Origin of the sequence: Gluconacetobacter tumulisoli (assembly GCF_014174155.1) — a bacterium.
Taxonomy (GTDB): Bacteria; Pseudomonadota; Alphaproteobacteria; order Acetobacterales; family Acetobacteraceae; genus Gluconacetobacter; species Gluconacetobacter tumulisoli.
Genome location: NZ_JABEQM010000015.1, coordinates 17,957 through 35,526 on the forward strand (window position 1 = coordinate 17,957; position 17,570 = coordinate 35,526).

The following is a 17,570-nucleotide window of genomic DNA, read 5'->3' on the forward strand; positions in this document are numbered from 1 at the left end:
TATTCTGTTCACAGAACAAGTCGCAACGGAACGAAGAGACACGGATGAACCTGGCACTGATAGCTCTCGCGGTCGGCGCATTCGCAATCGGTGTCACCGAATTCACCCCCATGGGCCTGCTGCCCGTCCTGGCGCGGGGCGTTCATGTCAGCGTGCCCCAGGCCGGGGGCCTCATCAGCGCCTATGCCTTCGGCGTCATGGGGGGCGCGCCGGTCATGACGCTGCTGCTGGCCCGCTACCCGCGCAAATACGCGCTCATCGGCCTGATGATCCTCTACACGATCGGAAACCTCGCGGCGGCCGCAGCCGATTCCTATACCCAGCTTCTGCTCGCGCGGGTCCTGACCAGCCTCTCCCACGGCGCCTTCTTCGGCCTTGGCGCGGTCGAAGCGGCCAGCCTGGTGGATCGCTCCCGCCGCGCCCGCGCCGTGGCCAGCATGTTCATGGGCCTGACCGTCGCCAATATCTTCGGCGTCCCCACCGCAACATGGCTGGGCGATGTCCTGGGGTGGCGCCAGGCCTTCGTGGCCATCTCGTTCCTCGGACTCATCTCCGCCGCCGCCCTCATCGCCGCGCTGCCGCTGGCCGAAGCCGGCACAAGGCCCGACGCCGCCGCCGAACTGAAGGTCATCCTGCGCCCCAACGTCCTGATGGCGCTCGGCGTCACCGTCATCGGCGCAGGCGCCATGTTCGAGCTGTACACCTACATCGCCCCCATGCTGGAAACCATCACCCACGCCAGCCCCAGCCTGGTGACCGCCGCCCTCATGCTGATCGGCATCGGCTTCAGCATCGGCAACGCGATCGGGGGCCGCACGGCGGACCGATCCCTCACCGGCACGCTCCTCACCTTCTTCCCGATCCTCGGCTTCATCATGCTGGCCTTCCCCTTCGCGGCACAGACACCGGCCGGCGCCCTGATCGGCGTCCTGCTCTGGGGCATCGCCAGCTTCTCCATCATGCCCGCCCTGCAGATGCGCACCATGCAGGCCGCGCACGAAGCCCCCGGTCTCGCCTCGTCGGTCAATATCGGGGCCTTCAACCTCGGAAACGCCCTGGGCGCCGCTCTGGGCGGCGGCGTCCTGTCATTCGGTTTCGGCTACGCGACAGTCTCCGCCCTCGGCCTGGCCCTCGCCGCCTTCGGCGTCCTGCTCGTCCTGGCATCCCGCCACGGGCGGCTCGCCCCCGAAGCCTGACCCCTCAGACGGAACCCTTCAGCCCCGTACCGCGCCGCTCAGACCCTGCCGCGCAGCATTTCGGCCAGATAAGCCCGAGCGGCGGTGGCGTCCAGGGCGATCTGGGTCTTCAGGGCGTCCAAGCCGGTGAATCGGCGTTCCTCGCGCAACAGGTCGTGCAGCGCGACCGACAGGGTCTGGTCGTACAGACCGCCCTCGAAATCCAGCAGATGGACCTCCAGCCGGCTTTCCTGGCCGTCATCGATGGTCGGGCGGCGGCCGATATTGGCGACGCCGGGCAGGGACCGGCCGTCCGTCAGGCGCACGGTCACGGCATAGACCCCGCGCGCGGGTTCCAGATGCCGGCCCAGCGGGATGTTCGCGGTCGGGAAGCCCAGCAGGCGGCCGCGCTTGTCGCCGTGCTGCACGACGCCGCGGATGGACCACGGGCGCCCCAGTTCCTCGGCCGCGCGTTCGGGGTATCCGTCCTGCAGCAGGCGGCGGATGCGTGTCGAGGAATAGGGACCGCCGGCATCCGCCAGCGCCGGCACCACCGTCAAGCCCAGCCCCAGTTCCTCGGCCCTTTCGGACAGGAAGGTGACGTTGCCGCCGCGCCGGTGGCCGAAGGCGAAATCGGCCCCGCAGGCCAGATGGCGCAGGCCCAGCCCCTCATGCAGCACATCGGTCACGAAGCGTTCGGCCGACATCGCGCTGAACGCGGCGTCGAACGGGATCTGAAAGACGTGCCGCACCCCCAGCGCCGACAGGGCCGACAGCCGTTCATCCGGCAGAGTCAGGCGGAAGGGCGGGTCCTGCGGACGGAACAGTTCGCGCGGGTGGGGTTCGAACGTCACGACCGCCAGTCCCAGGTCGGGCCGCGCCGCGTGCAGGGTGTGCAGCAGATGCGCATGACCCAGATGCACGCCGTCGAAATTGCCCAGCGCCGCCGCCATGCCGCGGGCCTCGGCCGGGATGTGGCGCCAGCCGGTGTGCAGGTGCGTCTTCATGCCGTCCTCATGCCGCCGGCAGCGCGAACAGCCGCGACACGTCGTCCAGCGTGGCGGCGACCGGATGGGCCGTGCCGGCAACCGTCCCGTCCTCGGCCCGGACCAGCTGGCAGGTGCGCAGACCGGCCTGCGCCGCGGCGTCCAGTTCGGCGACGATGTCCGACAGGAACAGGGTGCGGCCGGGTGTCCAGCCGGTCTCGGCCAGGATGGCGCGATAGCTTTCGGCCGCCCGCTTGCCGCCGATCCGCAGATCGTAGAATCCGTCGAACAGCGGGATGAAATCGCCCTCGGTCGTATGGCCGTAGATCAGGCGCTGCGCCGCCTCGGACCCCGAGGAATAGACCGCCAGCCGCAGCCCCGCCGCATGCCAGCGCCGCAAGGCGGGGGCCACGTCCGCGAACAGGGTGGCCCGCAGGGCGCCGGTGCGATAGCCATCGGCCCAGGCCAGACCCTGCAGGGCCTTCAGCGGGCCGATCTTCTCGTCCGCGTCCATCCAGGCATTCAACTGCGCCAGCGGCGGCACGCCGGGGGCGAGGTCCGCGATCTCGGCCACCGCCGCACGGACGGCGGGGTCGTCGGCCCGCTGCGCCAGCAGGACGGGCATCGCCGCCCGCGCGTAGGGAAACAGGACGCTATGAACGAAAGAAACCGGAATGGTGGTCCCCTCGATATCCAGCAGGACCGTATCGATCCCGGCCGACACGCATGCCGTCGCCGTCATGTCTTCAACGCCTTCAGGTGACGGGAAACTGCCGGGCGATGTCATCGCCCGTGTAGCGGGCGACCCAGCCCGTGGTGTCGGTAAAGACCCGCAGCGCCACGACATCGGGTTCCGGCCCCGCGTCGAACCAGTGCGGAATCCCCTCGGGGACCGAGATCAGGTCGCCCTCGGTGCAGCGCACGTCATAGACATGGCCCCCGACATGCAGCACGAAATTGCCCCAGCCATGGACGAAGAAACGGACCTCGTCCTCGCTATGCGTGTGTTCGGACAGGAATTTGTCGCGCAGCGCGGCCAGGTTCGGGGTGGCGGCGCTGATCCGAACCACGTCCGCCGATCCGGCCCCGGTCTCGCCCATCAATTCGTCCAGATAGGGACGATAGACCGTCAGGACCTCGTCCGGCGTGGCGTCGCGGGGCGGCACCACCGGGCTGTCCCAGCGTTCGAAACGGACGCCTATGCCGCGCAGCACCGCCGAGATCTCCGCCGGCTCCTCGGTTCGCTGCATGATCGTGTCGGGACTGTCGTCGCGATAGACGGTCAGGCGGCTCATCGACCGATCTTCCTTCGTTCCAGTTCGCAGGCCAGCAGGAATTCCAGCCCCTCCAGCCGCGCCAGGGCGATGTCCATGCTTCCGCCCCAGACATAGACGCCATGGCCACGGATCACATAGCCCGCCGGCATCCGGCCCAGATGCGGCGCGACCGCCCGCGACAGCCGGGCGATGTCCTGGTCGTTGTCGAAGACCGGCAGGCGCACGGTCGCATCATGGGTGTCCTGTCCCTCGAACACCTTCAGCACCTCGTAGCCCGACAGGACGATGGCATCCCCGTCCGCCGCCATCGACAGCACGGTCGAGGCCACGGAATGGCCGTGCAGCACCGCGCCGACATCGGGGGCGAAGGCATAGACCTGGCAATGCAGCAGCGTCTCCGCGCTGGGCCGGTCGCCCGCATGCACCGCACGGCCGTCCGGCGCGACCTCGATCACGCCGTCCGGGGTCAGATGGCCCTTGTGGCCCCCCGACCGGGTGATGGCGATCCGTCCATCGGCCAGCCGGCGGCTGATATTGCCGGCCGTCGCGGGCACCCAGCCGAAGCGGTCCATCCGCCGTCCCGCCGCGACGATGTCCTGCACCGCCCCGGCCCACGGGTCGGCAAAACCCATATTGTCCATGTCAGCCCGTCCCGCGCCGGCCTGTCAGGAGTGGGAGGAGCCGGACGGACGCCCCGCGCCGGTGAAGCTGGCGTCCTTCTGCGCGTCGACCACGGGACCGGGCGGCGCGATATGCCCGCCGGGCTGGCCCGGGGCGCCGGCCTCCATCGATTCGTCGTCGGCCATGTTCTTCTTGAACGATTTGACGCCCCGCGCGACGTCGCCCATCAGCGTACTGATCTTGCCGCCGCCGCCAAACAGGACCAGCACGACCGCAAGCACGATCAGCCAGTGCCAGATGCTCAAGCTACCCATAGCACACCCTCGATTCCGCGCCGTGACGCGAAGCTGCGTTCATCCATTGCCGGCATTCCGTCGCCGGCGCCGGCCGGCCCCGTACCGTGAAACCGCTCCATGACATGGAACCGCATCGTCCGTCATGCAAGCGCCGTCTTCCCTGTCCCCCGTCAGGCGTCCGGGGACGGACGCCGCGGCAGGTCGCGGGAAATGAAGCCGTACGTCGGATAGACGCTTTTTCCCATGCTGTGAACCGGCTGCCACCAGACCCGCACCGCCGACCAGTCGTTGTCGGGCGACACGTCGACCACCGGCACGCCATGGTCGACGCGCCCTGGTTCCCAATTCGCCTGGTCGACCAGGATCGCCCGCGTGCCCCGTACCTGGCGGACGACCGACACATGCCCGTCGGGCAGGCGACGGGTCGAGCGGAACACCAGGACGGCGCCGGGGGCGGGCATGCGGGAATGGGCATAGACCCCGGCGGATTGGCGCCACCACCCCGCCGCCGCCCCGCTGAGCCGCAGCCCGGTCTCGGACCGGGCATAGGGCGCGCACTGCACCGATCCGTTCCACCCGCCGCCGCATGCCGCCAGCGGCAGTACGCCCGCAACCGCCAGCACCCCAGCAAGGCGTCCGGCCCCGCGACCCGTCGGGCCACCCCTCATATCGACTTCATCCGGAAGATCCGTTCCTCGGCTTCATCGGGGTCCATGTCCAGGGCGGCCTCGGCGACGGCGCGGCCGAACCCGGCCCGGGCCATCGCCTCCAGCGCCCGCAGGCGGCGCGCGAACGCCCCGTCGTCGTCGTGATCCCCGGCCGGACCGAACGGCCCCACCCGCCGCTTGCGCGCGAAGACCAGCGCCGCCGCGAGTTCGGTCTCGTACCCCGCGCCGTCGCGCGTGCCCAGCGCGTCGTCCAGCACGGCGTCGGCCACGTCCTCCCCTACCCCGCGCGCGGCAAGATGCGCCTGCACCGCGCGGCGCGACCGGCCGACACGCGTCAGCGACCGGGCCCGCGACCCGGCGAAGGCCGCGTCGTCCACCGCCCCCAGGTCGGCCATGTCACGCACCACGTCGGCGACCAATGCGCGCGCCGTGGCGGCCTGGGATTCGATCTCGTCCGAGGGATGTCCGGCCTCTGCCGCACCGCGGGCCCAGCGCTGCACCATCCGCGCCAGCACCTGCTCCAGCCCGGCCCGCGTGGTGCCGAAGCGCGCCAGATGCGCCAGCGCGGTCGCGCGCAGGGCGGCGCGATCGGGCGCCGGGCCGTCAGCCCGCCGCCCGCGCCGCTTCGTTGCCGGTGCCGTACGATCCGTCATGCGGGCCAGCATGGCACAAACCTGCCGGAACGGGGAACAGCCCCCGCCCGAACGACCGATCCCGGACGAATATCGTGGGCGAATACGCGGCATGCGCGCGACGGGATGCGACAGAATTTGACTTGTGGCCTCACCCGCCCGCATCATGCCCGCGAGACGAATGCCTGCCCGCCCCCGGCGTGTGGGCCGTTTCGCGTTTCAGATCTTCCCGCAACCCGGACAGCAAACGACCCCGGACAGAGAACGACAAGGTCCATCATGATTCCCGCCCTGATGCCCACCTACAACCGTGCCGACCTCGCCTTCGAGCGGGGAGAAGGCTGCTGGCTGTACACGGCGGACGGACGACGATTCCTGGACCTGGGCGCGGGCATCGCGACCTCGTCGCTGGGACACAACAACCCCCACCTGGTCGCGGCCATCGCCGGACAGGCGGCGCGGGTGATGCATGTGTCGAACCTGTATCGCGTCCCTCAGGCCGAACGGCTGGCGGAACGGCTGGTCGCCGCCAGCTTCGCCGACAGCGTCTTCTTCTGCAATTCGGGCGCCGAGGCGAACGAAGGCATGGTGAAGATGATCCGCCGCGCCCAGGCCCGCGACGGCCATCCGGAACGCAACCGCATCATCTGCTTCAACGGCGCGTTCCACGGGCGCACGCTGGCGATGCTGGCGGCCACCGGCAACCCGAAATATCTCGACGGGTTCGGCCCGGCGGTCGAAGGCTTCGACCATGTACCGATGAACAACATGAACGCCGTGCGCGCCGCGATCACGGCCGAGACCGCCGGCATCATGATCGAACCCGTGCAGGGCGAAAGCGGCGTCAACGTCGCCGATCCGCGCTTCCTGCAGGAACTGCGCGCCGCGTGCGACGAGTTCGGCCTGTACCTGGGCATGGACGAGGTCCAGAGCGGCATGGGCCGCACCGGCCGGCTGTTCGCCCATGAATGGTCGGGCGTGACCCCGGACGTGATGTCCACCGCCAAGGGCATCGCCGGCGGCTTCCCCATGGGTGCCATCCTGGCGACCGAGGCGGTGGCCCGCCACCTGACGCCGGGGTCGCACGGGACCACGTTCGGCGGCAATCCGCTGGCCTGCACGGCGGCGAACGCGGTGCTGGACGTCCTGCTGGCCCCGGGCTTCCTCGACCAGGTGCAGGCGCGCGGCGCCCTGCTGGCGGGGTACCTGGACGATCTGGTCGCGGCCTTCCCCGACGTCTTCGACGCGCGGCGCGGCATCGGCCTGATGCTGGGCCTGCGCTGCGTGGCGCCGGTCGGCCTGGTGCAGGACGCCGCGATGCATGAAGGCGTGCTGGGCGTGACCGCCGGGGACAACGTCCTGCGCCTGGTGCCGCCGCTGGTGATCACCGAGGACGATTGCGCCGAGGCCGCCCGCCGCCTGCGCCACGCCGCTCTGCGGGTGCGCGCCCACCTGGCCGCCCAGCTGGCAATGACGTCGGCCGGACAGGAGAGCGCGGCATGAACGTGATTCCGACCGGTCCCGTCCGGACCGCCGCCATGCCCCCGCGCCATTTCCTGGACCTGCGCGATTTCGACGGCGCGACGCTGCGCGCGATCCTCGATCTCGGCAGCCGTATCAAGCGCATGCAGCACGGCCGCGCCCGCCCGCTGCATCCGCGCCAGCCGCTGCTGGGCCGCGCGCTGGGCCTCATGCTATCCAAGCCTTCGACACGCACCCGCGTGTCGTTCGAGGTCGGCATGCGCCAGCTGGGCGGCGACGTCATCCTGCTGTCGCCCAACGACATGCAGCTCGGCCGGGGCGAGACGATCGCCGACACGGCGCGCGTGCTGTCGCGTTTCGTCGACGCCATCGTCCTGCGCACCGGCGACACGGCGGTGCTGCACGAACTGGCGCGCTGGGCCAGCGTGCCCGTCATCAACGGCCTGACGCCGGATTCCCATCCGGCGCAGATCCTGGCCGACATCATGACGTTCGAGGAACATCGCGGCCCGATCGCCGGACGGACCCTGGCCTGGGTGGGCGACGGCAACAATGTGGCCACGTCCCTGATCGAAGCCGCCGCCCTGTTCGGCTTCCGCCTCCGGCTGGGCACGCCGACCACGCACGCGCCATCGGACGACGCCCTGGCGTGGGCACGGCAGGCGGGCGCCGACATCACGGTGACGACGGACCCGCGCGACGCGGTGGCCGGCGCGGACTGCGTCATTACCGACACCTGGGTCAGCATGTCCGACACCGACGCGGCGCAGCGCCTGGTGGCCTTCACACCCTATCGCGTCGATTCGGCCCTGATGGGACATGCCGCCCCCGGCGCCCTTTTCATGCATTGCCTGCCCGCCCATATCGGCGAGGAAGTGACCGAGGACGTCTTCGAGGGCCCCCGTTCGGTGGTGTTCGACGAGGCCGAAAATCGCCTGCACGCCCAGAAGGGCCTGCTGGTGTGGGCCATGGGCGGCGAACGCTGGCAGGATTACGGACAGGAGGACGCGACCCCATGACCACCGGCCCCGCCGAAGTACCCGCCCACCCCACCACCACCGAGGACGTGCCGGCGACCCCGGGCTGGGTGGAAGGCAGCGTGGAGGCCGCCTTCGCCACCCTGCCCTGCACCGGCCCCGGCGTGACGGTCCTGCGCAACGCCTACCTGGATTGCCTGGCCGGGGCCAGCCGGACCGAGGATCTGGACGCCGCCCATGACCGGTGCCGACAGGCCCTGCTGAAGGCGCTGGCCGCCAAGGAAAGGGTCCAGCCCGAGGTTCTGCGCATCTTCGAGACTAAACTGGAAGCGCTGGAGGCCGAAATCAGCGCCCGCATCTGAAAGAGGCAAGTTTTAAACCGGTTTGAAATCGCCCTGTCGGCGATCCGGCACGCGTTTTCTGGCACTTCGCTGCGCATGACCATCAAGGCCGCCCCGCCCCGAGGCCCGGCATATGTTTGCCCCCATCGGGGTGGGGCGCAGGAAACGTGCGCCTGATCGCAGGCCCACCCCCTGAATAAAACAGCCTGCCCCCGTCCGCACAGGATACCCCATGATCCACACCCCTGCCTTCCTCGACACCCATCGGCCCGATGTGCCGGACCTGGTCGTGCCCCAGGGGGTGACGCCGTTCTACCTGGCCGGACGGCCGGTGCGCGGGCGGCTGGTGCGGGTCGGCGCGCTGGCGGACGCGCTGCTGACCCGGCACGATCACCCGGACATCGTCCTGCGACTGGCAGGCGAGGCGCTGGCATTGGTCGGCGGTCTGGCGTCGGCCTTGAAATTCCAGGGCTCGTTCTCGGTGCAAGCGCGCGGCGACGGGCCGGTGTCCTCCCTGGTCGCCGACTGCACGCATGCGGGCGCGCTGCGCTTCCACGCGCGTTCGGACGCCGCACGGATCGCGGAACTGGCGGCCACCGACCCGGATGTGGATGCGGGGCGGCTGCTGGGGGCGGGCTATCTGGCCTTCACCGTCGACCAGGGACCCGACACCGACATCCACCAGGGCATCGTCGAGATCCAGGGCGCGTCGCTTTCGGACATGGCCGCGCATTATTTCCAGACCAGCGAACAGCATGCCTGCTGGATCCGCCTGGCCTGCGTGCACACCGATGCCGGCTGGCGGGCCAGCGCCCTGCTGCTGGAACGTATCGCGACCGAGGGCGGCATCGCGGCCGAACATGCGCCCGCGGGTGACGAGGACGACAGCTGGACCACCGCGGTCACCCTGGCCGAGACCGTCACGGACGCCGAACTGACGGACGAAACCCTGCCGCCGGAAGATCTGCTCTACCGCCTGTTCCACGCCGAGGACGTCTGCGCCGACCGCCCGCGCGCCCTGGCCTTCGGCTGCCGATGCAGCCGCGCCCGCCTGTCGGGCATCCTGGAGACGTTCTCCACCGACGACCTGGACCACATGACCGAGGGCGGAACGATCAGCATGAGCTGCGAATTCTGCAATATCTGCTTCCGCTTCCCGCGCGCGGAGATCGGCGGCGCCTGATATGCGGCGCCGTGGCGCACGGATATGTGGCCGGATCATGGCGGCCGATTGACCGGCGCGACGCGGAACGGCAGGCTTGCGACAGTTTTCTGTTTTGCCTGTGCTTTCTGCCGTCCTCTGTCGATCCACCCGTTGGAGATGCCATCCATGCGCCTGTCACGCCGGACTGCCCGGCTGTCCCTGCTGCTCCTGCTTGCCTGCCCGCTGCTGCCGCTGGCGGCGTGCGACGAGACGCCGCCGCAGACCAGCTTCGCCCCCCTGCATTACGATTACCTGCCCGTGCTGCACCTGAACGTGGGCACGGTGACGACCGTCGATAACGGGCAGCCGGGATCGGTTCCAGGGGACATTTCCGGCCGCGCGCCCACCCCGCCCGACCAGGCGCTGCTGCGCATGGCGGCGGACCGGCTGATGGCGGTGGGCAATGCGGGCAGCGCGATCTTCACCATCGACGGGGCGTCGATCCTGCATCTGCCCGGCGGCGTGCTGGACGGACGGATGGACGTGCATCTGGACATCGTGACGGCGAACGGCCAGCACGCCGGCTATGCCGAGGCTCATGTCCGCCGCACCTTCCGCCCCAGTTCGTCCGACGGGGACGGCAATGCCGACACCCAGGCGCATCTCTACACCCTGACGTCGCAGATGATGCAGGACATGAACGTCGAGCTGGAATTCCAGGTCCGTCACCATCTGGCGGACTGGCTGGTGGAAACCAGCGGAGCGGCATCGACCAGCGCGATCCAGCAGCAGGCGCTAGGCCTGCCGGGCGCACAGCCGCCAGCGACGCCCGACCTGGTAGCCCCCGCGGCGGCCGCCCCACCCGTACCGCCCGCCGCCGTTCCGGCAACGCCCGCCGCTCCGGCCGTGCCCGCCAGTCCGCCGGCAGGTGACGTGCCCGACGCGGTGTTTCCGACCGGCGCGCCGTCCGACGCCGTTCCCGCGACGCCGGCCGCCCCACGTACGATGTCCCCGCAGCCCGGTTACCTGACCCTGCCGCCCGGCACGCCGTCCACGTCCTCGACGACACCGAACGCAACGACCGGCACGACGGCAAACGGCGGCTATTGACCGCCGCGCGCAAGGCGACCGGACGTTCCCATCCGGTCGCCAGCAGCCGCCAGGAACCGGCGGTCAGCCCTTCAGGGCGTCCAGCACCAGTCCCGTCGTCAGGATCTGCGGCAGGGGCCGGCCTTCGCCGCCGCCGGCCGGATAATAGAGGTAGAACGGCACCCCCGCGCGGCCGTGGGCCTCGAGGAAGGCGCTGATTTCCGCGTTGCGGTTGGTCCAGTCACCCTTCATGTAGACGATCCCGCGGTCATGGAACGCGGCCTGCACCGGGGCGGAGGACAGGGCGACCCGCTCGTTCACCAGGCAGGAAATGCACCACGCCGCCGTCATGTCCACGAAGACGGGACGACCCTGCGCCCGCAGCGCCGCCAGGCGGGTCGTGGAAAACGGTTCCGCCCCGTCGGCACGCACTGCCGGTCCGCCCTCGTCGCCCCCGGCCATCGGCTGGCCCAGTCCCGGCAGCAACGCCAGCACGATGCCCAGCGCCGCCAGCGCCATCGCGCGGCACAGGCGAATCCGGCGCGCGGGCGCGTCGCGCATCGCCATGCCCTGCGCCAGGCCGGTCAGCCACGCGGCCAGCCCGACCAGCACCAGGCCGGTGCCCAGCACCGCCACCGCGCCCGCCCCGGCCTGCAACGCCAGCACCCACAGCAGCCATACGCAGGTCCCCAGGACCGGAAAGGCCAGCCCCTGCCGCAGGATGTCCATCCACGGGCCCGGACGCGGCAGGTACCGCGCCAACCCCGGCACGCCCGCCAGCATCAGGTAGGGCGCGGCCAGCCCCGCACCCATCGCGATGAAGACCAGCATCGCCACCGGCGCCGGGGCCGACAGAGCCCCGGCGATGGCCGCCCCCATGAAGGGGGCGGTACAGGGCGTTGCGACCAGTACCGCCAGAACCCCGGTCATCGCGTCGCCCAGATACCCCGAACGCACCGTGCCGGCGCCCCCCAGAGCCGCGATCCCGTTACCCATGCCGAACACGCCCAGCAGGTTCAGCGCGACCGCGAACAGCAGCCAGCAGATCGCCGCGACGAAGGCGGCCGACTGGAACTGGAACCCCCAGCCCGCGACGGCGCCCGCCGCCCTTACGGCCAGGATGATGCCGCCCAGCGCCGCGAAGGCGCCCACGACGCCGGCGGTGTACGCCCCCGCTCCGGCCAGACGGGCCGACGCCCGGCCGCCGGCCAAGCGGGTCAGGGCCATGGCCTTCATCACCAGCACCGGAAACACGCAGGGCATCAGGTTCAGGACCAGCCCGCCCCCGAACGCCAGCAGCAGGATGTGTCCGATGCCGGCCATCCCCGCCGGCGCGTCGGCCGGCGCCGTCGCCTGCGGCCCCGCAACGGCGCCGGGACGCGCCGAGATCGATAATCCCCGCTCCTGCCCCGCCGCGTCCTTCAGTACCACCACGCCGTCCAGGGTCGCTGCGGAATGGAAGGCATCGCCGGGCTTCAACGCCAGGGTCAGTCCGCCCGCGTGCACCGACAGCTTCTGCACGGCGTCCTGGTCGATCGCCCCGGCCACCAGGGGCATGAACCAGGCATCGCGCACCGTGTCGGACGACAGCCCGTCGCCCGACAGGCCCAGCGTCCCGTCCGGTGCGATCGTCGCCGCGAACGGCGAGGCCGCAGGCAGCGCCGCGGCGGCCTGCGCGAACAGCGGGGCCTCGGCCGACGGGGCGGGATCGCCGTCGGGCAGCGTCAGCGTGAAGACGCCATGTTCGGGCACGCACACGGCGGCACAGACCAGCCAGTCGGCGGTGGCCTTCAGCACCATGGCGCCGTCGGCCGCCTCCGCCGCCGCGACCGGGCGCAGTTCGGCAGGCAGCACCACGTCGCCGGTATAGGCGTAGGACATCAGCGGTCCGTCGCGCAGGCGTTCGGGCACCGGCCAGGCGATGACGCCCGCCTGGCCGGTGGCCCCGCCCGTGCCGCGCACATCCAGGGTCGGCGCCTCGCCCGCGTCGCCGGGATTGATCCAGTAGGTGTGCCATCCCGGCTGCAGCCGCAGGCGCAGGCCGACATGCAGCGGCACCCCGGGACGGTAGCGATCCGTGTCGGTCACCAGCGTCGCCGTGTCGCGCGCGCTGACGACCGGCGTACTTTCCGCCGCCCCGGCAAGGCCGGGCGACAGCGCCACGAGGGCGAGCAGGAAGACTGGCAGAAGCCGGGACAGGATCACGAACGCATTCTCCGGTAGGCAGGCGGCGTGCGCCGGTGATTGCCGGCGCCGGGCCGCGGACGCATAAGCAGGATATGGACTACCGCCCCGCCCTGCAAAACCCCGCTTGTTTCATCCCGGCCGACCTGCCGGTGGCCGAGGTTCTGCCGGCCCTGCGCGACAGCCTGGTCCGGGTGCCGGGCGCGGTGCTGGTCGCACCGCCCGGCGCGGGCAAGACCACGACAGTGCCGCTGGCGCTGCTGGACGCCCCATGGCGCGGTGACGGACGGATCGTCATGCTGGAACCCCGCCGGCTGGCCGCCCGCGCCGCCGCGCAGCGGATGGCCGGCCTGCTGGGCGAGGATGCCGGCGGGCTGGTCGGCTACCGCACGCGCCTGGAGTCCGCCGTGTCGGAGCGCACGCGCATCGAGGTGGTGACCGAGGGGCTGATGGTCCGCCGCCTGCTGTCCGACCCGACGCTGGACGGCGTGGCGTGCGTCATCCTGGACGAAATTCACGAACGGTCGCTGGACGCCGACGTCGCGCTGGCGTTCTGCCTGGATCTGCAACGCAGCCTGCGGCCGGACCTGCGGCTGGTGGCGATGTCGGCGACCATGGACGGCGCCGCGCTGGCGACCCTGATGGATGCCCCCCTGATCGAAAGCGCGGGCCGGATGTTCCCGGTGGAGATCCGGCATGCCCCCCGCGACATTCCCCATCTGCGCGACCTGCCCGACGCCATGGCCCGGACGATCCGCGCCGCGCTGGCCGAGCATGCGGGCGACATCCTGGCCTTCCTGCCCGGCGTGGGCGAGATCCGGCGCACCCAGGCGGCGCTGGCGGGCGTGCCGGCCGACGTGCTGTCCCTGTATGGCGAAATGCCCCCGGCCGAGCAGGACCGGGTGCTGCGGCCCGCCCCGGACGCCGGGCGGCGCGTCATCCTGGCGACGTCGATCGCCGAGACGTCGCTGACGGTGCCCGGCGTGCGGATCGTCGTCGATGGCGGCTTCCGGCGCAGCCCGCGCCTGGATCCGGGAACCGGACTGTCCCGGCTGGAAACGGTGCGGATTTCCCGTGCGGCGGCGGCGCAGCGCGCCGGCCGCGCGGGGCGCGAAGCCCCCGGCACCGCCCTGCGCCTGTGGAGCGAGGCAACGGGGCGCGGCATGGCCCTGCATGACCGGGCCGAGATCCTGGATGGCGAACTGACCGGCCTGCGTCTGGACACCGCCGCATGGCAGGCGGCGATGGGCACCCCGCCCGACGCCCTGCCCCTGCCCGATGCCCCGCCCAACGGCGCGTTCGAGGCCGCGCGGACCTTGCTGGCGGACCTGGGCGCACTGGATGACGCCGGCCGGATCACGCCGGCCGGCCAGCGCATGGCGGCGCTGGGCGCGCATCCGCGTCTGGCGGCCATGATGCTGGCCGCCCGTGATCCGGCCGAAGCCGCCCTGGCGGCCGACATCGCCGCCCTGCTGGAAGAACGCGATCCCCTGCGCGCCCGACCCGCGCCGGCCGGTCGGGGGACTGGACGCGGGGCGCCCGCCATTCCGCCCGCCGACATCGCCCTGCGGCTGGACCTGCTGGCCGGCGCCGACCATCCGGACGCCGATCGCGGCGCGCTGGCGCGGATCCGCCAGGCAGCGGGGCAATATCGCCGGCGCATGGGCCTGCCCGGGGGCCCGCGCGGAGGCACCGCCGCGGCGGGCGACCCCGGGGCCCTGCTGGCAGCGGCCTTTCCCGACCGCATCGCCCAGCGGCGCGGCGAGCCCGGCAGCTTCCGCCTGTCGGGCGGCGGCGGCGCGCGCCTGGGCAAGACCGACCGCCTCGCCGATGCCGGCCTGCTGGCGGTCGCGACCCTGCAGGTGCGCGTGGCGGCCGATATCCGGCTGGCCGCGCCACTGGATCCCGACCGCCTGCCCGACAGCCTGCGCGCCCGCGCGCACGAACAGGTGGAAACGACGCTGGACCCGGTGACCGGCGCGGTCATGGCGCGTCGCCGACTGCGGCTGGGGGCACTGGTCCTGCGCGACCGCACCGTGGCCGCCGCGCCCGACGAGGTCGCGGGCCTGCTGCTGCGCCAGGTGGCCGACCGGCTGGACAGCACCCTGGGCTGGACGCCGGCGGCGCGGCAGTTCCAGGCCCGGCTGGCGCTGGCGCGCACCCTGCCGGGGCGCGAGGACCTGCCGGACCTGTCGGATGCGGCGCTGGCCGCCGGGGCGGCGGACTGGCTGCCGCCGTGGCTGCCCGGCCTGACCCGCCTGTCCGAGGTCACGGCACTGGACGTGCTGGCGATCCTGCGCGGGCACCTGGACCATGCGACGCTGGCCTGGCTCGACCGGACGCTGCCCACCGCCCTGGACCTGCCGGGGGGACGCGTGCCCGTCGATTATACCCAGCCGGTGCCCACCGCCTCGGCACGTGCGCAGGCCTTCTACGGCGTGCGCGAGACCCCTCGCCTGGCCGACGGACGCATTCCACTGCAGATCGCCCTTCTGTCGCCCGCCGGACGGCCGCAGGCGATCACCGCCGACCTGGCTGGATTCTGGGCCGGATCCTGGGCCGACATGCGTCGGGACATGCGCGGGCGCTATCCGCGCCACGACTGGCCTGAACACCCCGCGACCGCCACGCCGCCCGCTTGGCGGGACCGGCCGGGACGGCCATGACGCCGCCGCAATTATCGGCTATCGTCCGCTCCGTTTGCCCGCGCAGACCATTACGACATGAACAGGATCCCGTACCCATGCGGCGGATGGTCGCCCAATCCCTACGCCGCCGCGCGATGCCTGCGGCCCTGTTGCCTGCATTTCTGCTGCCCGCCCTGGCCGCCCTTCCTGCGAGGGGACACGCGGCCGACGCCCCCCTGTTCGCCCCGCCCGCGCCGCCGCTGGTGACCTCGGGACCGCTGACCTTCGCGCCGCTGGTGCGGCTGGTCGTCCCGGCCGTCGTCAATATCGCCGTGACGCAGGATGCCGACGACCCGCACAAGCGCCAGCCCGTCCCCCCCGGCGTCAAGGGCACCCCGTTCGAACGCCGGTTCCGCGACCGCATGCGCTCGCGCGGCGAGGAAATGCTGGGGGCCGGGTCCGGTTTCATCGTCGACCCCAGCGGCGTGATCGTGACCAACAACCATGTGGTGGGCGAGGCCGACCGCATCACCGTGTCGCTGTCCGACGGGACGGAATTTCCCGCCAAACTGCTGGGCAGCGACGACCTGACCGACATCGCGGTCATCCGGATCCAGGCCCCGCACCCGCTGCCGTTCGTGACCTGGGGAGACAGCCGGCAGATCAATGTCGGCGACTGGATCATGGCGGCGGGCAACCCGTTCGGACTGGGCTCGTCGGTGACGGCCGGGATCGTGTCGGCGCGCGGACGCGACATCGGCGCCAGCCCGTTCGACGATTTCCTGCAACTGGACGCCCCGATCAATCCGGGCAATTCCGGCGGCCCGTCCTTCAATCTCAGCGGCCAGGTGGTGGCGCTGAATACCGCCATCGTCTCGCCCACCGGAGGGTCGGTGGGCATCGGCTTCGGCATTCCTTCGGAAATCGTCGCCCCCATCGTCGCCGAACTGCGCCGGACCGGGCATATCGACCGCGGATGGCTGGGCGTGACCCTGGCGGACGGCGATACTCATGACGGCGTGCGCATCACCGACATCGACCGCGGCGGCCCGGCCCAGCAGGCCCACCTGCACACCGGGGACATCGTCCTGACGGTGGGGGACGAACCGATGGACAGTTCCCGTACCCTGATCCGCACCATTGCGGCGGAACATCCCGGATCGACCGTCCAGGTGAAGATCCGCCGCCACGGGGCGGTGCTGACGGTGGCGGTGGTCGTCGCCCACCGCCCCGAAGGCATGGACGACTGAGGTTTGTCCGGACGCGCGGGAGGTTCATTGGGACCGTCGCACTGGTCAGGCGGGCGCCTGCGGGGGTAGGATGCGGCCATCACAGGAACCGGGAGCCGGACCGACATGCATATCCTGGTCGTCGAGGATGATCCGACCGTCCGCAATTTCGTCGCCAAGGGCCTGCGCGAGGCCGGGCATCTGGTCGAACCCGTGGATAACGGCAAGGACGGCCTGTTCCTGGCGGTCAGCGAGAATTTCGACCTGATCATCCTGGACCGCATGCTGCCGGGCGGGATCGACGGCCTGCGGCTGCTGGAGACGATCAGGGCCCAGAACAACAGCACCCCGGTCCTGCTGCTGTCCGCACTGGCGGACGTCGACGACCGCGTGCAGGGGCTGAAGGCCGGCGGCGACGATTACGTGACCAAGCCCTTCGCGTTCAGCGAACTGCTGGCCCGTGTCGAGGCCCTGTCGCGCCGGGGCCGCGCCGACAACGCGCCGCAGACGCGCCTGGTCGTCGCGGATCTGGAGGTCGACCTGCTGTCGCGCTCGGTCCGGCGCGGGGGGCAGAAGATCGACCTGCAACCCCGTGAATTCCGCCTTCTGGAATATCTGATGCGCCATGCCGGGCAGGTCGTGACGCGGACCATGCTGCTGGAAGGCGTGTGGGATTATCATTTCGACCCGCAGACCAACGTCATCGACGTCCATGTCTCGCGCCTGCGGCAGAAGGTGGACAAGCCGTTCGAAATGCCCCTGATCCATACGATCCGCAACGCCGGGTACATGCTGCGGGCCGACTAGGGCGCACGCGCGGCCGGATCACGCCGGTCGCGCAC

17 protein-coding genes are annotated in these 17,570 nt (G+C 71.3%); 9 read left to right on the plus strand and 8 right to left on the minus strand.

Annotated features, from left to right (window positions below):
• Positions 1-44 precede the first annotated feature (44 nt).
• Positions 45-1,196, plus strand: a complete 1,152-nt coding sequence (locus tag HLH28_RS15255; protein ID WP_182960742.1) for an MFS transporter — start codon at positions 45-47, stop codon at positions 1,194-1,196.
• A 38-nt stretch (positions 1,197-1,234) separates the two neighbouring features.
• On the opposite strand, the gene HLH28_RS15260 is transcribed toward HLH28_RS15255, so the two are convergent.
• The 7 genes from HLH28_RS15260 to HLH28_RS15290 form a co-directional block, all read right to left on the minus strand.
• Positions 1,235-2,182 carry a bifunctional riboflavin kinase/FAD synthetase gene (locus HLH28_RS15260; protein ID WP_182960743.1) on the minus strand — a complete coding sequence of 316 codons (948 nt, stop codon included), beginning with the start codon at positions 2,180-2,182 and terminating at the stop codon, positions 1,235-1,237.
• A 7-nt stretch (positions 2,183-2,189) separates the two neighbouring features.
• Positions 2,190-2,903 (minus strand): acireductone synthase, encoded by a 714-nt coding sequence (gene mtnC / locus HLH28_RS15265; protein WP_182960744.1) that lies wholly within the window; start codon positions 2,901-2,903, stop codon positions 2,190-2,192.
• Positions 2,904-2,916: 13 nt separating this feature from the next.
• Entirely contained in the window at positions 2,917-3,456 is a 540-nt protein-coding gene (locus HLH28_RS15270; RefSeq protein ID WP_182960746.1) for a 1,2-dihydroxy-3-keto-5-methylthiopentene dioxygenase, read from the minus strand.
• A complete protein-coding gene (locus HLH28_RS15275) occupies positions 3,453-4,079 on the minus strand; it encodes a methylthioribulose 1-phosphate dehydratase (protein WP_182960748.1) in 627 nt (208 codons plus the stop codon). Before HLH28_RS15275 ends, HLH28_RS15270 begins: the two co-directional genes overlap by 4 nt.
• A gap of 24 nt (positions 4,080-4,103) precedes the next feature.
• Positions 4,104-4,373: a twin-arginine translocase TatA/TatE family subunit gene (locus tag HLH28_RS15280; RefSeq protein WP_182960750.1), complete on the minus strand. Its 270-nt coding sequence runs from the start codon at positions 4,371-4,373 to the stop codon at positions 4,104-4,106.
• A 152-nt stretch (positions 4,374-4,525) separates the two neighbouring features.
• The gene (locus HLH28_RS15285; RefSeq protein WP_182960753.1) at positions 4,526-5,023 is read right to left on the minus strand and encodes a CHAP domain-containing protein; all 498 of its coding nucleotides are present in this window, start codon (positions 5,021-5,023) and stop codon (positions 4,526-4,528) included.
• Complete coding sequence (locus tag HLH28_RS15290; RefSeq protein WP_246396259.1) at positions 5,020-5,676, minus strand: regulatory protein RecX; 657 nt, start codon at positions 5,674-5,676, stop codon at positions 5,020-5,022. Before HLH28_RS15290 ends, HLH28_RS15285 begins: the two co-directional genes overlap by 4 nt.
• A 258-nt stretch (positions 5,677-5,934) precedes the next feature.
• Between HLH28_RS15290 and HLH28_RS15295 the strand changes: the two genes are divergently transcribed.
• From HLH28_RS15295 to HLH28_RS15315, 5 genes are all read left to right on the plus strand, one after another.
• Positions 5,935-7,158, plus strand: a complete 1,224-nt coding sequence (locus HLH28_RS15295; RefSeq protein WP_182960757.1) for an aspartate aminotransferase family protein — start codon at positions 5,935-5,937, stop codon at positions 7,156-7,158.
• Entirely contained in the window at positions 7,155-8,156 is a 1,002-nt protein-coding gene (gene argF, locus HLH28_RS15300; protein WP_182960759.1) for an ornithine carbamoyltransferase, read from the plus strand. Before HLH28_RS15295 ends, argF begins: the two co-directional genes overlap by 4 nt.
• Entirely contained in the window at positions 8,153-8,476 is a 324-nt protein-coding gene (locus tag HLH28_RS15305) for a hypothetical protein (RefSeq protein WP_182960761.1), read from the plus strand. The genes argF and HLH28_RS15305 overlap by 4 nt, the downstream gene beginning before the upstream one ends.
• A 211-nt stretch (positions 8,477-8,687) precedes the next feature.
• On the plus strand, positions 8,688-9,638 hold the full coding sequence (gene hslO / locus HLH28_RS15310; protein ID WP_182960763.1) for an Hsp33 family molecular chaperone HslO: 951 nt from the start codon (positions 8,688-8,690) through the stop codon (positions 9,636-9,638).
• Positions 9,639-9,785: 147 nt separating this feature from the next.
• Positions 9,786-10,709 (plus strand): hypothetical protein, encoded by a 924-nt coding sequence (locus tag HLH28_RS15315; RefSeq protein ID WP_182960765.1) that lies wholly within the window; start codon positions 9,786-9,788, stop codon positions 10,707-10,709.
• 63 nt (positions 10,710-10,772) lie between these two features.
• Here the strand turns inward: HLH28_RS15315 and HLH28_RS15320 are convergent, their stop codons facing one another.
• A complete protein-coding gene (locus tag HLH28_RS15320; protein WP_408869857.1) occupies positions 10,773-12,893 on the minus strand; it encodes a protein-disulfide reductase DsbD family protein in 2,121 nt (706 codons plus the stop codon).
• A 74-nt stretch (positions 12,894-12,967) separates the two neighbouring features.
• On the opposite strand from HLH28_RS15320, the gene hrpB reads away from it, so the two are divergent.
• From hrpB to HLH28_RS15335, 3 genes are all read left to right on the plus strand, one after another.
• Positions 12,968-15,538, plus strand: coding sequence for an ATP-dependent helicase HrpB (gene hrpB / locus HLH28_RS15325; RefSeq protein WP_182960767.1), 2,571 nt, complete (start codon positions 12,968-12,970; stop codon positions 15,536-15,538).
• A gap of 77 nt (positions 15,539-15,615) precedes the next feature.
• Positions 15,616-16,749, plus strand: coding sequence for a S1C family serine protease (locus HLH28_RS15330; RefSeq protein WP_182960769.1), 1,134 nt, complete (start codon positions 15,616-15,618; stop codon positions 16,747-16,749).
• Between the two features lie 105 nt (positions 16,750-16,854).
• Entirely contained in the window at positions 16,855-17,535 is a 681-nt protein-coding gene (locus HLH28_RS15335; RefSeq protein ID WP_182960771.1) for a winged helix-turn-helix domain-containing protein, read from the plus strand.
• Positions 17,536-17,570 lie beyond the last annotated feature (35 nt).

Bases quoted from the DNA above. Each gene is read 5' to 3' on its own strand.
- HLH28_RS15260 (WP_182960743.1), bottom strand. From the start codon at position 2,182: ATGAAGACGCACCTGCACACCGGCTGGCGCCACATCCCGGCCGAGGCC.
- HLH28_RS15295 (WP_182960757.1), top strand. From the start codon at position 5,935: ATGATTCCCGCCCTGATGCCCACCTACAACCGTGCCGACCTCGCCTTC.
- HLH28_RS15270 (WP_182960746.1), bottom strand. From the start codon at position 3,456: ATGAGCCGCCTGACCGTCTATCGCGACGACAGTCCCGACACGATCATG.
- HLH28_RS15330 (WP_182960769.1), top strand. From the start codon at position 15,616: ATGCGGCGGATGGTCGCCCAATCCCTACGCCGCCGCGCGATGCCTGCG.
- HLH28_RS15285 (WP_182960753.1), bottom strand. From the start codon at position 5,023: ATGAGGGGTGGCCCGACGGGTCGCGGGGCCGGACGCCTTGCTGGGGTG.
- HLH28_RS15305 (WP_182960761.1), top strand. From the start codon at position 8,153: ATGACCACCGGCCCCGCCGAAGTACCCGCCCACCCCACCACCACCGAG.
- HLH28_RS15290 (WP_246396259.1), bottom strand. From the start codon at position 5,676: ATGACGGATCGTACGGCACCGGCAACGAAGCGGCGCGGGCGGCGGGCT.
- argF (WP_182960759.1), top strand. From the start codon at position 7,155: ATGAACGTGATTCCGACCGGTCCCGTCCGGACCGCCGCCATGCCCCCG.
- hslO (WP_182960763.1), top strand. From the start codon at position 8,688: ATGATCCACACCCCTGCCTTCCTCGACACCCATCGGCCCGATGTGCCG.
- mtnC (WP_182960744.1), bottom strand. From the start codon at position 2,903: ATGACGGCGACGGCATGCGTGTCGGCCGGGATCGATACGGTCCTGCTG.
- HLH28_RS15280 (WP_182960750.1), bottom strand. From the start codon at position 4,373: ATGGGTAGCTTGAGCATCTGGCACTGGCTGATCGTGCTTGCGGTCGTG.
- HLH28_RS15255 (WP_182960742.1), top strand. From the start codon at position 45: ATGAACCTGGCACTGATAGCTCTCGCGGTCGGCGCATTCGCAATCGGT.
- HLH28_RS15335 (WP_182960771.1), top strand. From the start codon at position 16,855: ATGCATATCCTGGTCGTCGAGGATGATCCGACCGTCCGCAATTTCGTC.
- HLH28_RS15315 (WP_182960765.1), top strand. From the start codon at position 9,786: ATGCGCCTGTCACGCCGGACTGCCCGGCTGTCCCTGCTGCTCCTGCTT.
- hrpB (WP_182960767.1), top strand. From the start codon at position 12,968: ATGGACTACCGCCCCGCCCTGCAAAACCCCGCTTGTTTCATCCCGGCC.
- HLH28_RS15275 (WP_182960748.1), bottom strand. From the start codon at position 4,079: ATGGACAATATGGGTTTTGCCGACCCGTGGGCCGGGGCGGTGCAGGAC.